The 13,566-nt window shown below is 71.4% G+C and carries 14 protein-coding genes and 1 pseudogene; 6 read left to right on the top strand and 9 right to left on the bottom strand.

The features are described 5' to 3' along the window. The first annotated feature begins 5 nt into the window (after positions 1-5). Positions 6-806 (top strand): peroxide stress protein YaaA, encoded by an 801-nt coding sequence (gene yaaA, locus ACH492_RS17410; RefSeq protein WP_398987412.1) that lies wholly within the window; start codon positions 6-8, stop codon positions 804-806. A gap of 67 nt (positions 807-873) precedes the next feature. Beyond that, a complete protein-coding gene (gene eda, locus ACH492_RS17405) occupies positions 874-1,551 on the top strand; it encodes a bifunctional 4-hydroxy-2-oxoglutarate aldolase/2-dehydro-3-deoxy-phosphogluconate aldolase (protein ID WP_398987410.1) in 678 nt (225 codons plus the stop codon). On the opposite strand, the gene ACH492_RS17400 is transcribed toward eda, so the two are convergent. The 5 genes from ACH492_RS17400 to ACH492_RS17380 form a co-directional block, all read right to left on the bottom strand. Continuing rightward, positions 1,509-2,357, bottom strand: coding sequence for a GNAT family N-acetyltransferase (locus ACH492_RS17400; protein ID WP_398987407.1), 849 nt, complete (start codon positions 2,355-2,357; stop codon positions 1,509-1,511). The two genes, eda and ACH492_RS17400, sit on opposite strands and share 43 nt — an antisense overlap. 4 nt (positions 2,358-2,361) lie before the next feature. Continuing rightward, positions 2,362-3,627: a bifunctional RNase H/acid phosphatase gene (locus tag ACH492_RS17395; protein ID WP_398987405.1), complete on the bottom strand. Its 1,266-nt coding sequence runs from the start codon at positions 3,625-3,627 to the stop codon at positions 2,362-2,364. Then, entirely contained in the window at positions 3,627-4,370 is a 744-nt protein-coding gene (locus ACH492_RS17390) for a zinc ribbon domain-containing protein (RefSeq protein ID WP_398988339.1), read from the bottom strand. The genes ACH492_RS17395 and ACH492_RS17390 overlap by 1 nt, the downstream gene beginning before the upstream one ends. After that, the gene (locus tag ACH492_RS17385) at positions 4,367-5,203 is read right to left on the bottom strand and encodes a Nif3-like dinuclear metal center hexameric protein (RefSeq protein ID WP_398987402.1); all 837 of its coding nucleotides are present in this window, start codon (positions 5,201-5,203) and stop codon (positions 4,367-4,369) included. The genes ACH492_RS17390 and ACH492_RS17385 overlap by 4 nt, the downstream gene beginning before the upstream one ends. A 66-nt stretch (positions 5,204-5,269) precedes the next feature. Then, complete coding sequence (locus tag ACH492_RS17380; protein WP_398987399.1) at positions 5,270-6,316, bottom strand: ABC transporter substrate-binding protein; 1,047 nt, start codon at positions 6,314-6,316, stop codon at positions 5,270-5,272. Positions 6,317-6,500: 184 nt separating this feature from the next. On the opposite strand from ACH492_RS17380, the gene ACH492_RS17375 reads away from it, so the two are divergent. Both ACH492_RS17375 and ACH492_RS17370 read left to right on the top strand, forming a co-directional pair. After that, positions 6,501-7,664 carry a hypothetical protein gene (locus tag ACH492_RS17375; RefSeq protein WP_398987397.1) on the top strand — a complete coding sequence of 388 codons (1,164 nt, stop codon included), beginning with the start codon at positions 6,501-6,503 and terminating at the stop codon, positions 7,662-7,664. 118 nt (positions 7,665-7,782) lie between these two features. After that, positions 7,783-7,953 (top strand): hypothetical protein, encoded by a 171-nt coding sequence (locus tag ACH492_RS17370; protein ID WP_398987395.1) that lies wholly within the window; start codon positions 7,783-7,785, stop codon positions 7,951-7,953. Positions 7,954-8,099: 146 nt separating this feature from the next. On the opposite strand, the gene ACH492_RS17365 is transcribed toward ACH492_RS17370, so the two are convergent. The 3 genes from ACH492_RS17365 to ACH492_RS17355 are packed head-to-tail and all read right to left on the bottom strand — an operon-like array spanning position 8,100 to position 11,017. Then, the gene (locus tag ACH492_RS17365; RefSeq protein WP_398987393.1) at positions 8,100-9,041 is read right to left on the bottom strand and encodes a 3-oxoacyl-ACP reductase; all 942 of its coding nucleotides are present in this window, start codon (positions 9,039-9,041) and stop codon (positions 8,100-8,102) included. A 10-nt stretch (positions 9,042-9,051) separates the two neighbouring features. After that, entirely contained in the window at positions 9,052-10,137 is a 1,086-nt protein-coding gene (locus ACH492_RS17360) for a Zn-dependent alcohol dehydrogenase (protein WP_398987391.1), read from the bottom strand. Between the two features lie 25 nt (positions 10,138-10,162). Further along, entirely contained in the window at positions 10,163-11,017 is an 855-nt protein-coding gene (locus tag ACH492_RS17355; protein WP_398987389.1) for a MaoC/PaaZ C-terminal domain-containing protein, read from the bottom strand. Positions 11,018-11,280: 263 nt separating this feature from the next. Between ACH492_RS17355 and ACH492_RS17350 the strand changes: the two genes are divergently transcribed. Next, positions 11,281-12,555, top strand: coding sequence for a sensor histidine kinase (locus tag ACH492_RS17350; RefSeq protein ID WP_398987387.1), 1,275 nt, complete (start codon positions 11,281-11,283; stop codon positions 12,553-12,555). Further along, positions 12,545-13,177: a response regulator gene (locus tag ACH492_RS17345; RefSeq protein WP_398988337.1), complete on the top strand. Its 633-nt coding sequence runs from the start codon at positions 12,545-12,547 to the stop codon at positions 13,175-13,177. The genes ACH492_RS17350 and ACH492_RS17345 overlap by 11 nt, the downstream gene beginning before the upstream one ends. A 67-nt stretch (positions 13,178-13,244) precedes the next feature. Here ACH492_RS17345 and ACH492_RS17340 read toward each other — a convergent pair. Next, positions 13,245-13,421 (bottom strand): annotated as a pseudogene (locus ACH492_RS17340) (SigE family RNA polymerase sigma factor); the annotation flags it as partial. Positions 13,422-13,566: the final 145 nt, after the last annotated feature.

Raw genomic sequence — 13,566 nt, 5'->3', positions numbered from 1 at the left:
TTGCCGTGCTCGTGCTGTTGCCGCCGTCGGAGGGTAAGGCCGCTTCCGGGCGCGGGGCTCCGCTGAAGCCGGAGTCGCTGTCGCTGCCGGGCCTTGCCGGGGCGCGCGCCGCGGTGCTGGACGAACTGGTCGAACTGTGCGCCGCCGACGAGGAGAAGGCGCGGGAAGTACTCGGCCTGAGCGAGGGCCTGCGCGGCGAGATCGCGAAGAACGTGGAGCTGCGGACCGCGGGGGCCCGGCCGGCCGGGGAGATCTACACGGGTGTGCTCTACGACGCGCTGGGCCTCGCGACGCTGGAGCCGGACGCGCGGCGCCGGGCCCGGAAGTCGCTTCTGGTCTTCTCGGGGCTGTGGGGCGCGGTGCGGGTCGGCGACCGGATTCCGTCGTACCGCTGCTCGATGGGGGTGAAGCTGCCGGGGCTGGGCGCGCTCGGGGCTTACTGGCGCGGGCCCATGGCGTCCGCCATGCCGGAAGCCGCCGGTGACGGGCTCGTACTCGATCTGCGGTCCTCCGCGTATGCGGCGGCGTGGAAGCCGAAGGGCGAGGTGGCGGGGCGTACGGCGACGGTGCGGGTGCTGCACTCGCAGATGGTCGGCGGGGTGGAGAAGCGGTCGGTGGTCAGCCACTTCAACAAGGCGACGAAGGGTCGGCTGGTACGGGACCTGCTGACGGCGGGCGCGAAACCGGCGGGGCCTGGCGAGCTGGTGGAGGCGCTGCGGGAGCTGGGTTACGTGGTGGAGGCGCAGGCGCCTGGCAGGGCCGGGAAGGCATGGGCGCTGGATGTGGTGGTGAACCAGATCCACTGAGCATTGCGGTGTTGCAGCATACGCAATGACCTTTGCGCATGCTGCCTACGCCGGGCAGGATGACGGCATGACCACCTCTGCCCTGCCCACGGTGCTCGACCTCGCGCCGGTCGTCCCCGTCGTCGTCATCGACGACGCCGCCGATTCCGTACCGCTCGCGCGTGCCCTGGTCGCGGGCGGTCTGCCCGCGATCGAGGTGACACTGCGGACGCCGGCCGCGCTGGACGCGATCCGCGCGATCGCGGCCGAGGTGCCGGACGCGGTGGTGGGCGCGGGCACGGTGATCTCGGCGGACGGTGTCGATGCCGCGGTGGCGGCCGGGGCGCGGTTCCTGGTGAGCCCCGGGTGGACGGACCGGCTGCTGGACGCGATGAAGGCGTCGGACGTGCCGTTCCTGCCCGGGGTCTCGACGACCTCGGAGGTCGTGGCGCTGCTGGAGCGCGGGGTGAGCGAGATGAAGTTCTTCCCGGCCGAGGCGGCGGGCGGCACGGCGTACCTCAAGTCCCTTGCGGATCCGCTGCCTCAGGCCCGCTTCTGCCCGACGGGCGGGATCTCGCTCGCCTCCGCGCCCTCGTATCTGGCGCTGAGGAACGTGGGCTGCGTCGGCGGCACGTGGATGCTGCCGGCGGACGCGATCGCGGCCAAGGACTGGGCAGGGGTCGAGACACTGGCGGCCGAGGCCGCCGCGCTGCAGCGGCCGGGTCAGCTGAAGTCGAGGTCCACGAAGTCCGCGAGCGGGCGGTAACCGAGGCGCTGGTACAGGGCGTTGCTGGTGGGGTTGGCCAAATCCGCGAAGAGCAGGACCTGTTCGGCCCCGGCGCCGAGCGCGTCGCGGCTCACGGCCACGGTGACCGCACCGGCGTAACCCCGTCCGCGCAGCTCGGAGGGGGTGTAGACGGGCGAGACCCGGGACTGCCCGGCCAGCAGCGGGGAACGGGCGGCCATGGACACGGGCTGCCCGTCCGTCTCCCACAGGTACAGGCAGCCGTCGGCGATGCGGCGGGAGACGTTCTCGGTCTGGTCCGCGCCGGAGGAATCACCGATGTCGGCGGCGAAGGCGCGCATCCAGGCGGCGGCCAGCGGCACGTCGGCGGCCTCGGCCCGGCGCGCGGCGCCCGGCGGCGCGGGCTGCTGCGGCGTCAGGCTGCCGAGCCGGAAGAGCCGCAGCCGTACGTCGACGCTCCAGCCGTGCGCGCCCGCCCACTCGTCGGCGAAGGCGTATGCGTGTGCCTCACCGCCCTTCACACCGCTGAGTCCGGTCCCGGCGGCCCGCAGCGTCCGCGCCAGCGCGCGGGCGAGCGGCTCGGCCATCGGACCCAGCAGCGGTGGCCGCGGCGGCGTCTGCACGAACGCGCCCGCCACGTGGCCCCCGTCCCCGTCCCGCCACCATCCGAACCGGGCAGATTCCGCGTTCCCGTACGCATGCGGCCCGTGCCGCCGCACGGTCTCGCTGACGGTGAGCAGGGCGGTGCTGCCGACGGGGTCGCGCGCCAGGTAGGCGCCGGCGGCACGGTGGAACTCGTCGACGTCTTCGGTCAGCTGCCAGGTCATCGCGTCAGCGCAGGTGCGACGTGTCGTTCAGCAGGCGCAGCGATGCGTTGCCGTCCGCGTAGTACGCAACCACCGAGACCGATGCCGTGGAGAGTTCCATCCGGAACAGCGACTCCGGCGGGGCTCCCAGCGCCAGTCGGACCAGGGTCTTGATGGGCGTGACATGGGTGACCAGCAGGACCGTGCGGCCCTCGTACCGGGCGATCAGCTTGTCGCGGGTCGCCGCGACCCGGCGCGCCACCGTCGCGAAGCTCTCTCCGCCACCCGTCGGGGCGACCTTCGCCGAGGCGAGCCAGGCGGTGAGGTCGTCGCCGTACCGCTCGCGGACCTCCGCGAACGTCAGGCCCTCCCAGGCGCCGAAGTCCGTCTCGCGCAGGCCGTCCTCGATGCGGACGTCGAGGTTCAGGCGGGCCGCGACGGTCTCCGCGGTCTCGCGGCAGCGCTTGAGCGGGGAGCTGACGATCTCCTGGATGGTGCCGCGCGCCGCGAGGGCGGCCGCGACCGCCTCGGCCTGGCGCAGACCCGCGGGGGAGAGCGAAGGGTCGCTGCCGCCGCTGCCCGAGAAACGCTTCTCGGGGGTCAGGGGGGTCTCGCCATGGCGGAGCAGCACAAAGGTGGCGGGTGCGCCGAGGTCGGCGGGGCCCCACCCGACGGGCGGTGCGGTCGGCGCGGCTTCGCCGACCCCCGCGGCTCCGGCCACCGGCTCGGCGCGGACCGTGACCGCCTCGGCCGCACCCGTCGCCCCGCTCAGCGCCGCCCTCGCCCTGGCCGCGCCCGCCGCCGCGTCGCCGACCACCCTCGCCGCCTCCGCGTCGCGCGCGCCGAGCTCCGCCGTGGAGCGCGAGGGCTCCCACTGCTTGCCCTTCTTGCCCGCGTCCATCGCCTCGTTGGCCAGCCGGTCCGCGTGCTTGTTCCTCTCGCGCGGGATCCACTCGTACGTGACTTGAGAGGCAGGAAAGACGCGCGCCGCCGCCGCCGCCAGCGGCTTCATGTCCGGGTGCTTGATCTTCCAGCGGCCCGACATCTGCTCGACTACCAGCTTGGAGTCCATCCGGACCCGGATCGACGCATCGGGGTCGAGGGCCTTCGCCGCCTTCAGCCCAGCCACCAGGCCCTTGTACTCGGCGACGTTGTTCGTCGCGACGCCGATGTACTCCGCGGCCTCGGCGAGCGTCTCCCCCGTCTTCGGGTCGAGCACGACCGCACCGTAACCGGCGGGGCCCGGATTCCCCCGGGAGCCGCCGTCCGCCTCGACGACGAACTCCCGCATTACAGACCCGACTCAGAGGTACGGATCAGGATCCGCCGGCAGTTCTCGCAGCGCAGCACCGTGTCCGGAGACGCCGCCTTGACCTCGTTCACCTCGGTGATGTTCAGCTCCAGCTGGCAGCCCTCGCAGCGGCGCTGGTAGAGGCGGGCCGCGCCCACCCCGCCCTGCTGGACGCGCAGCTTCTCGTACAGCTTGAGGAGATCCGCCGGCACGGAGCCCGACACGACTTCGCGCTCCTTGGTGACCGAGGCGGCCTCGCCGTCGATCCCCTCCTGCGCGGCGTCCCGGCGCGCGGTCGCGTCGTCGAGCTTGGCCTGGACCGAGGAGACCCGTCCGGTCAGCTCGGCGACACGTTCCTGCACGGACTCACGGCGCTCCATGACCTCGAGGACGACGTCCTCCAAGTCGCCCTGGCGCTTGGCGAGCGAGACGATCTCGCGCTGCAGGTTCTCCAGGTCCTTGGGCGAGCTGACCGCGCCCGAGTCGAGGCGCTGCTGGTCGCGGACGGCGCGCTGGCGCACCTGGTCGACGTCCTGCTCCGCCTTGGTCTGCTCGCGGGCGGTGTCGCTCTCCTCGGTCTGCGCGGCGACCAGCAGGTCGCGCAGTTGCGTGAGGTCCTTGCTGAGCGACTCGATCTCGGCGTGCTCGGGCAGCGACTTGCGCTTGTGGGCGAGCTGCGACAGTCGTACGTCCAGGGCCTGGACGTCGAGAAGTCGGATCTGGTCGGCGGGCGAGGCGTTCAGTTGGGGGCTCCAGAAGAATGGTGGGAGGACCAGGGGTCGGTGACCGTGTGCGAGACGTGGACCCGAAGGCCCCAGCCGTGCCGGTCGGAAATCTCGTCGAGCTGGGCCGCGGCCTGCTCGCACCAGGGCCACTCGGTGGCCCAGTGGGCGGCGTCGACCAGTCCCAGCGGTGAGTGCTGCACCGCCTCGGACGCGGGGTGGTGGCGCAGATCGGCGGTGAGGAACGCGTCCACGCCCGCGGCCCGTACGACGTCGAAAAGGCTGTCGCCGGAGCCGCCGCTGACCGCGACGGTACGCACCACGGCGTCCGGGTCGCCCGCGATGCGGACGCCCTGCGCGGTGGCGGGCAGGCGCTTGGCGGCGCGCGCGGCGAACTCGCCGAGCGTCTCGGGGTGGTCCAGCTCACAGATTCGGCCGAGGCCGCGGCGACCGTGCGGGTCCGTCGCATCCGGCACCAGGGGGCGTACGACCCGCAGGTCGAGCGCGCCCGCGAGGGCGTCGGAGACTCCGGGGTCGGCGCTGTCGGCGTTGGTGTGCGCGACATGCAGGGCGATGTCGTGCTTGATCAGGGTGTGCACGACGCGGCCCTTGAAGGTGGAGGCCGCGACGGTCGTCGTACCGCGCAGATAGAGGGGGTGGTGCGTGACGATCAGCTGGGCGCCGAGTTCGATCGCCTCGTCGGCGATCTCCTGGACGGGGTCGACGGCGAACAGCACGCGGCTGATCCCGGCGTCCGGGTCGCCGCAGACCGTACCGACCGCGTCCCACTGTTCGGCCCGCTCGGCGGGCCACAGGGCGTCGAGCGCGGCGAGTACTTCAGACAGACGGGGCACGAGGGAAAGGCTACCTGTCCTCCGTGCCCCTGCGGCCTGCGCTGGTCACTTGGCCAGGAAGGCTGGTCACTTGACCAGGAAGCCCCGGAGGTCGTCGAGGACCTTGTCCGCGGCGGTGACGCCGAGGCCGAGGTACCAGGTCTCGTCCGGGACGTCCTTGGCCTGGCCGGCCTTGACCGCCTTGAGGTTCTTCCACAGCGGGTTGGACCGGGCGGTGTCGCGCTTGGTGGTCTTGGGGTCGCCGTACACACCGGTGAAGATCCAGTCCGCGTCCGCGGAGTCGATCTTCTCGGGGCTGATCTCCACGGCGAGGTCCTCGACCTGCTGGTTCGCGGGCCGCGGCAGGCCGGAGTCCTTGAGGATGGTGCCGATGAAGGACGCCTGGGCATAGAGACGGATCTTGCCCGGCATGTAGCGGACCATCGAGACGGTCGGCTTCTTGGCGTTCTTGGCGCCGATGTCCGTGCCGAGCTGCTTGGCCTTCTTCTCGTACGCGTCGAGCTTCGCCTTCGCCTCGGCGGTCTTGTCCAGGGCCGCGGCGTTGAGGAGGTAGTTCTCCTTCCAGGTGAAGCCCGGACGGATGGAGAAAACGGTCGGGGCGATCGTGGACAGTTCCTTGTACTTGTCGGCGGCGCGCAGCTGGCTGCCGAGGATCAGGTCGGGCTTGAGGGCGGCGATCGCCTCGAGGTTGAGGTTGTTGATCGTGCCGACGTTCTTGGGACTGCCGGCTTCCTTCTTCAGGTAGCCGGGGATGCCCTCGTCGCCCTCGGTGGGGGCGTAGCCGACGGGCTTGACGCCCAGCGAGGCGACGTTGTCCAGCTCGCCGACGTCGAGGACCACGACCCGCTTGGGCGCGGTCTTGAGCTCGGTCTTGCCCAGCGCGTGGGTGACGGTGCGCGGGAACTGGCCGGGTTTGGCGTCGGTGCCCATCGCCGCGGTCTTCGCCGCCGCGTCGCCGAAGCCCTTGCCGCCCTGTGCGACGGCCTTCTTTCCGCCGTCGTCAGCCTTGCCGGCGGAGCCCTTGTCCCCGCCGTCCTGGCTGCCGCAGGCGGTGAGGGAGAGCGCGGCGGCAAGGGCGACTGCGGCGGCGGTGCCGCGGCGGCGTAGGGACATGACGTGCTCCTGATCCAGTACTTAGGGGGACCTAACTTTATCCACGGCCACCCCGCTGAGCACAATCACCCCCCGCCCCTCAGGAGAATCCGGGCATGGCCACCCATATGTGTGAAGTGGTGAGTCACGTGTTGTTCGGCAGGAAGTGCGATACCTAGCTTCGGTGACCGGAGGTGATGCGCCGATGACAGCCTGTGCCATCGAGACCGCCACAGAGGACGGGGCGGCGGGGCGTACGGGGATCACGATCACCGCGGACGGCGCATACGCGGCCCGGCTGGCGGGGGGCCGCGAGGCCCTGTTCCCGGAGCGGTGGACGCTCGGGCCCGAGCCGTACGCCGTGCCGCTGCCGCTGGACCAGCCCGAGGAGCGCGAAGCCGAGGTACTGCCGCTGGCCGACGGTCGGGTGCTGATCCGGCGGCGGGTGGCGGGACGGCACTCCTTCTCGCTGCTGTATCCGACCGGGCCGGGAACGGGTGAACTGACACTCGGCACCGTCGAGTCGGCGGAGCTGCGGCTGCTTCCGCCCGCACCGGACGGCAGGAGGGCGTACGCCCTGGCGCCCGGCGCCGAGTCGACCGGGGTCTGGCTGGTGGCGGGCGGGGCGTTCGGCCCCGAGTATGTCGCCGAGGTGCCGGGCCGCTGCTCCGGCGGGGTCTGGCTGGACCGTGAGGGGCGGATACTGGCCCTGGACCGGCAGTTGGCCGGCTGCCCGGTGAAGGCGGTGGCGGTCGATCTGGAGCGGGGCGGGGAAGTGACGCCGCTGCTGCAGATCACGGATGACAGCGACGACCGGCTGCTGCTGGCCGACACGGACAGCGGCCTGCTGCTGATCCGCTCGAACGCGCCGGGCCACGACCGGCTCGGCTGGGGCGTGCTGGGGAGCCTGCGGCCGGTCCGCTTTCCCGAATGCCTGCGGCTGGCGGACTGCGCGGTGACGCCGTTCGCCGTGCAGCCGGGGCAGGTACTGATGCCGGAGAGCTGCGCGGTGGCGCTGCGGATCGACGGCGCGGCGGGGACCTGGCTGGGGGTGTGGCGCCCTTCGGGACGGCGGCTGCATCAACTGGCCGCGCCCGAGGGATGGTTGGCCGGGGCTGGCCTGTGGAGCCGGGAGGGCGTTCTGCAACTCCCGTACGCGACCAGGGCGGTGCCGTGCGGGATGGCGCGGATCGACGGGCCGGCGGACGCGCACGTACCGGATGTGATCACGGATACGAAGGTGATCACAGGACCAACACAATCGGAATGGCCTGGCGGGGAACCGTCCTGGAGTGCCGGGACTCCTATCGTGTACAAGCCTGTTCCCTTGCAGCAGGCGCCTCTCACCGGCGGCGGGGCCCCTGGTTAAACTCTCGGGCCGGGGCTACGCAGTCGCACCGACCGGACGTCGACGGTGACGGGGTTCGCAGGTGTGGCCGGGTGCCCTGCGACACGTAATCAGCGAACACAACGGGGTGACTTCCCACATGTCCGAAGCCCGAACCGACACGACCCAGGAGCGCCCGCAGCCTGCGGCCGCAGACCGGGCCGAAGCCGGCGGCGCCGGAAAGCACCGGGGCGGTGCGGCGACGACGGAGGAGTCCGCGACGCCGGCGCACGGCAGGCACCGGCGGCCGGAGGGGCGCGGCGCGTTGTAACGGGGCCGTCCGGCAGCCGGTTCGTCCTCAATCTCCCCCAGACTTCGTCCGGGGGGACCCCCACGGGCTGGATTTTCCGCCCGTCCGGCGCTCATTTTCAAGCCCGTCCGGCGCTTGAGGACAAAAGCCTCACCGGCTGCCCCCGGTCAGCCCCGCTTCAGGCCCAGCACCTCCGCCGCCGCGAACGTCTCGTTCCCCGGGCGGTCCGCGTAGTGCGGGGTCAGCACCGCATCCAGTTCGTCGTACGAGAACGACTCCTTCGAGGTGTCGAACTTCGCCGCCACCCTGGGCCGTTCGACGATCGCCACCATCCCACCGTGCACGACCAGCAGCTGCCCGTTGACCTTCGCCGCCGCGGGCGAGGCCAGATAGCCCACCAGCGGGGACACATGCTCCGGCGCCAGCGGGTCGAGCCCGCCGTCCGCCGGTTCCGCGAAGCCGGCGAACACGTCCTGCGTCATCCGGGTCCTGGCGCGCGGGCAGATCACATTGGCCGTGACCCCGTACTTGGCGAGCGCCAGCGCCGTGGAGGTGGTCAGGCCGACGATGCCACCCTTGGCCGCGGCGTAGTTCGGCTGGCCCGCCGAGCCCGCGAGGAACGCCTCCGAGGAGGTGTTGACGATCCGCCCGTAGACCGGTGCTCCGGATGCCTTGGAGCGCTCGCGCCAGTGCACCGAAGCGAAGTGGGTGGTGTTGAAGTGCCCCTTGAGGTGGACCCGGATCACCGAGTCCCACTCGCTCTCGCTCATCGAGAAGACCATCCGGTCACGCAGGATGCCCGCGTTGTTGACCAGGACGTCCAGCTTTCCGTACGTGGAGACGGCCAGCTCGACCAGGCTGCGGGCCTGCGCGAAGTCGGAGACGTCGCCATCATGGGCGGTGGCGGAGCCGCCCGTCGCACGGATCTCCTCGGCGACCTCCTCCGCCGGGGTCGCCGACGCCTCGCCCGAGCCGTCCCGGCCCGGTCGGCCGTAGTCGTTGACGACGACGCTCGCGCCGAGGCGGGCGAGTTCGAGTGCTTCGGCGCGCCCGAGGCCGCGGCCCGCCCCGGTGACGATCGCGGACAGGCCCTCAAGTGGCATTGACATCAAAGCCCTTTCAGATCTCGATGCAGGTGCGCAGCGCCTCGCCCGTACGCATCTGGGCCAGGGCGTCATTGATCCCGGCGAGCTGCACCCGGTGGGTGATCAGCCCTTCGAGGTCGATACGGCCCGCCCGCCACAGGGCGATGGCCCGTTCGTACGAGGTGAGCACGTCGCCGCCGCCGTACATCGACGGCAGGATCCGCTTCTCGTCGAAGAACAGCTCGAACATGTTGAGCTGGAGGAAGTCGTCCATGGCGCCCGCCCCGACGACGCACAGGGTGCCGCCGCGCCGGGTCGTCTCGTACGCCGTCCGCGCGGTGGCGGACTTGCCGACGACCTCGAAGACGTAGTCGAAACCCTCGCCCGCGGTGACGCGCTGCTTGGCGTCGGCCAGCTCGTCGGGCGAGACGGCCTCGGTGGCACCGAACCTGAGCGCGGCTTCGCGCCGCGAGGCGACCGGGTCGACGGCGACGATCTGGGCCGCTCCCTTGAGCCGCGCGCCCTGGATCGCGGCGATGCCGACCCCGCCGCAGCCGATGACGGCGACCGAGGAACCGGCCGCCACATCAGCGGTGTTGACGGCGGCGCCGAGGCCCGTGGTGACGCCGCAGCCGATCAGCGCGGCGATGTCGAAGGGAACATCGTCGGGGATCGGCACGGCGCAGCCCGCGTCGACGACGACCTCCTCGGTGAACGTGCCGGTGCCGGCGAAGCCGAATACATCAGAGGGGCTGGCGCCGGGGCGCTTGAAGTTGGGGGTGCCGGCGTTCATGAAGCCCGCGAGACAGAGCTGGGTCTGGCCGCGCTTGCAGGCGGGACAGACGCCGCAGGCGGGCAGCCAGCACAGCAGCACCCGGTCTCCCTGGCTCAGGCCGCTCACACCGTCGCCGACGTCGATGATCTCGCCCGCGCCCTCGTGCCCGGGGACGAAGGGCGCGGGCTGCGGCAGCACGCCGTTCATCGCGGAGACGTCGGAGTGGCACAGCCCGGTGGCCCGGACCCGGATCTTGACCTTGCCGGGGCCGAAGCCCACCGCCTCGACGTCGTCGAGGACTTCGAGCTTGTCCTGGCCTATCTCGTGCAGTACGGCTGCGCGCACGGTGCGGCTCCTCTCGTACGGATGGCTATGCGTGTTCGACGATGGTGTCGGCGAGGACCGGCGCGTCGTCGCGCTCCACGGCCGTCACCGATACGTGCACCTGGCTGCCTCCGGCCCACATCCGGATACGCAGGGTCTCGCCGGGGAAGACCATGCCGGCGAAGCGTGTGGTGTACGAGCGGACGCGGCCGACGTCGCCGCCGAGCACCGTGTCGACGACCGCCTTGAGCGCCATTCCGTACGAGCAGAGCCCGTGCAGGATGGGCCGGTCGAAGCCGGCGAGCTTGGCGAACTCGGGGTCGGCGTGCAGCGGGTTCCAGTCGCCGGAGAGCCGGTAGAGCAGCGCCTGGTCCTTGCGGATGGCCTTCTCCACCACCTTGTCCGGCTCGCGGGGCGGGAGTTCGAGGCGGACGGATGGGCCGCGGTCGCCGCCGAAGCCGCCTTCTCCGCGTACGAAGATCTGGGCGTCGCTCGTCCACAGCGGGCCTTCGTCGTCGGCCGCTTCGGTGCGCAGGACGAGGATCGCGGCCTTGCCCTTGTCGTAGACCGCCGCGATCCGCGAGGTCGATACGGCTCTGCCCCTGACCGGGATCGGCCGGTGGACCCGGATGGTCTGCCCGCCGTGCAGTACGGATGCCAGACTGATGTCGAGGCCGGGTCCGGTGAGCCCGCCGATGACGCCCTTGCCCGCGCCCGCGACGGTGGCGAAGCTGGGCAGCACATGCAGCTTCGACTCGAGGGTGTAGCGCAGCTCGTCGGGGTCGGTGGCGGGGATCCCCGCGCCGAGGCCGAGGTGGTAGAGCTGGATGTCCTTGTGGTCCCAGCCGATCTCGGCGCTGCGGGGCTCGGCGGCGACGGCCTTGGCGGCATCAATGGGCATGAGGACGCTGCTCCTTGATGAGTGGAAGACCTCGGCGCGGCCGTCCGCACCGTCGGCCGCACCGAGGTCGTACGGAACCGGCCCCTGGCCCGTTCTAGAACGCGTTCTAGGAGTCGGTGGCCCTATGTATAACGCAGCCCCCATTACTTGTGAAGACTGCTGACGCCATGTCAGAAGTGCTGTCCACACGGGACATTTGTCACTGCCGAGTGCGTACAAGCGCATCTGCCGGAGCCCTGTGCCCGCTCCGTAGCGTGATCCGCATGACGCAGACGCAGACGCCGGCAGCACAGGTCTCGTACCGTCGGTCCGCGAGGACCGGTGAGCCAGGGAGCGGAGCGGTGCTGAAACTGAAGAAGACCGCACGGCCGCCGGAGGGGGTGGGCCCGCCCGGCTACGCCCTGCTGCCGTGGCTGCTGATGGGCATGGGCGCCTTCGCCAACCTGGTGCAGGGCAAGACCCCGAACCCGTGGGTCGGCGGCATCGGTCTGCTGGCCTTCAACTCCCTCTACATCAGCGTGGTTTTCCGCGCCTTCGTGAAGGAGAAGCGGGAAGCGCCCGCCACGATCTGGCTGCTGGTCGCGATGACCGCGATCACCTGCGCTCTGGCGATCGGCTACGGCGGCAGTTGGCTGCTCTTCTTCCCGCTGCTCGGCCTGGCCACCGGATCTGTCGTACGGGGGAAGCCGCTCGGCCCGGTCGGGCTCGGCCTGAGCGCCCTGGCCGGCGTCATCGCCGGGCTGCGGGACGGCTGGGGTGCCGTCAGTGTCGCGTACGGCACGTTCATCTCCTGCATGGTGACCGCCGCGATCCTCGCCCTTTCCGAGACCGTCAGGGAACTGCGCGCGACACGCGAGGAGCTCGCCCGTACGGCGGTGGAGAAGGAGCGGCTGCGCTTCTCCCGCGACCTGCACGATCTGCTCGGCCACACCCTCTCGGTCATCGTGGTCAAGTCGGAGGCCGCCCGCCGGCTGGCCCCGCGGGACATGGACGCCGCGATCGTCCAGATCACCGACATCGAGTCGGTCGGCCGCCAGGCCCTCACCGAGATCCGGGAGGCGGTGACCGGCTACCGCGAAGGCAGCCTGGCCACGGAGCTCGACCGGGCCCGCGACATCCTCGCGACGGTCGGCATCAAGCCGGTCGTCCGGCAGTCGGGGCCGCCGCTGGAGCCCCCGTCCGAGACGCTGCTGAGCTGGGTGGTCCGCGAGTCCGTCACCAATGTCGTACGCCACTCCAAGGCATCGCGCTGCGAGATCGAGGTCACCGGTACCCCCGAACGGGTCCATCTGGCGGTCACGGATGACGGCCGGGGCGTTGGCTCGGGTACGCCCGGCAGCGGGCTGAAAGGTCTGCGCGAGCGCCTCTCGGCGGCCGGCGGCTCACTGGTGGCGGGCCCGTCGCCCCGGGGCGGCTTCCGGCTGAGCGCGGAACTCCCGGTGGACGCGGTGCGGGACGCGCAGCCGGTGCGCCCGACTGAGCAGTGCCTGGGCGACCGGTCCGCCATACCCTTGCGCCGTGGAAGAGATGCCCCGTGACCACCGGCCCGCCAAGTCCGTACGTGTCCTCCTCGCCGAGGACCAGGGCATGATGCGCGGCGCGCTCGCGATGCTGCTGGGGCTGGAGGAGGACATCGAGGTGGTCGCCCAGGTCGGCAGGGGCGATGCCATCGTCGATGCGGCGCTCACCTCACGGCCCGATGTGGCCCTGCTGGACATCGAACTTCCCGGCCGCAGCGGGCTCGACGCGGCCGCCGATCTGCGGGACGAGGTGCCCGACTGCCGGGTGCTGATCCTCACCACCTTCGGCCGGCCGGGCTATCTGCGCCGGGCGATGGAGGCCGGGGCCGCGGGTTTCCTGGTCAAGGACGGGCCCGTCGAGGAGCTGGCCTCGGCGATCCGGCGGGTGCTGACGGGCGAGACCGTGATCGATCCGGTGCTCGCCGCCGCCGCACTGAGCGCCGGGCCGAGTCCGCTCACCGCCCGCGAGCGGGATGTGCTGAACGCGTCGGTGGAAGGTGCGACGGTCTCCGACATCGCGGCGGCGCTGCATCTGTCCGAGTCGACGGTACGGAACTATCTGTCGTCGGCAATCGGGAAGACGGGCACACGCAACCGCATGGAGGCGGTGCGGGCGGCGCGTCAGCAGGGCTGGCTGTGACGCCGGCGTGCGGTCGGCCGCCACGCTGCCCGGCTCGGTGCCGGGAGACGACCTTGCCCTCCTTGTCGTCATCGGCCGCGCTCGCCTTGCGCCAAGCCACATAGACCCGCTCCAGCGACGACTGGACCAAGTCCTCCGCCGCGTGCTGCTCCCCCGTCAGCAGATAGGCCGTGCGCAGCAGCTTCGGCCATCGAACGGCGGCGAATTGCTGGAACTCCTCATCCAGCGTCTGCTTCTCCCCCATGGGCACCTCCCTCACACACTGGAGTCCCTGAGGGATCGAAACCGTTGCCTCACCGTTCCTAATCAGTGAGCAGGAGTGAGTCTTGGACCCACTGCCCGGCACTGCGCGCATCCCGAACGGTTTTGGGTGCGCTGGTCTCCCGCGT

The sequence above is a fragment of the Streptomyces sp. NPDC019443 genome (assembly GCF_044389785.1).
Classification (GTDB): domain Bacteria; phylum Actinomycetota; class Actinomycetes; order Streptomycetales; family Streptomycetaceae; genus Streptomyces.
This window is presented reverse-complemented; position numbering and strand designations above follow the sequence as displayed.

Bases quoted from the DNA above. Each gene is read 5' to 3' on its own strand.
- eda (WP_398987410.1), top strand. From the start codon at position 874: ATGACCACCTCTGCCCTGCCCACGGTGCTCGACCTCGCGCCGGTCGTC.
- ACH492_RS17400 (WP_398987407.1), bottom strand. From the start codon at position 2,357: ATGACCTGGCAGCTGACCGAAGACGTCGACGAGTTCCACCGTGCCGCC.
- ACH492_RS17395 (WP_398987405.1), bottom strand. From the start codon at position 3,627: ATGCGGGAGTTCGTCGTCGAGGCGGACGGCGGCTCCCGGGGGAATCCG.
- ACH492_RS17380 (WP_398987399.1), bottom strand. From the start codon at position 6,316: ATGTCCCTACGCCGCCGCGGCACCGCCGCCGCAGTCGCCCTTGCCGCC.
- ACH492_RS17375 (WP_398987397.1), top strand. From the start codon at position 6,501: ATGACAGCCTGTGCCATCGAGACCGCCACAGAGGACGGGGCGGCGGGG.
- ACH492_RS17370 (WP_398987395.1), top strand. From the start codon at position 7,783: ATGTCCGAAGCCCGAACCGACACGACCCAGGAGCGCCCGCAGCCTGCG.
- ACH492_RS17365 (WP_398987393.1), bottom strand. From the start codon at position 9,041: ATGTCAATGCCACTTGAGGGCCTGTCCGCGATCGTCACCGGGGCGGGC.
- ACH492_RS17355 (WP_398987389.1), bottom strand. From the start codon at position 11,017: ATGCCCATTGATGCCGCCAAGGCCGTCGCCGCCGAGCCCCGCAGCGCC.
- ACH492_RS17350 (WP_398987387.1), top strand. From the start codon at position 11,281: ATGACGCAGACGCAGACGCCGGCAGCACAGGTCTCGTACCGTCGGTCC.
- ACH492_RS17345 (WP_398988337.1), top strand. From the start codon at position 12,545: ATGCCCCGTGACCACCGGCCCGCCAAGTCCGTACGTGTCCTCCTCGCC.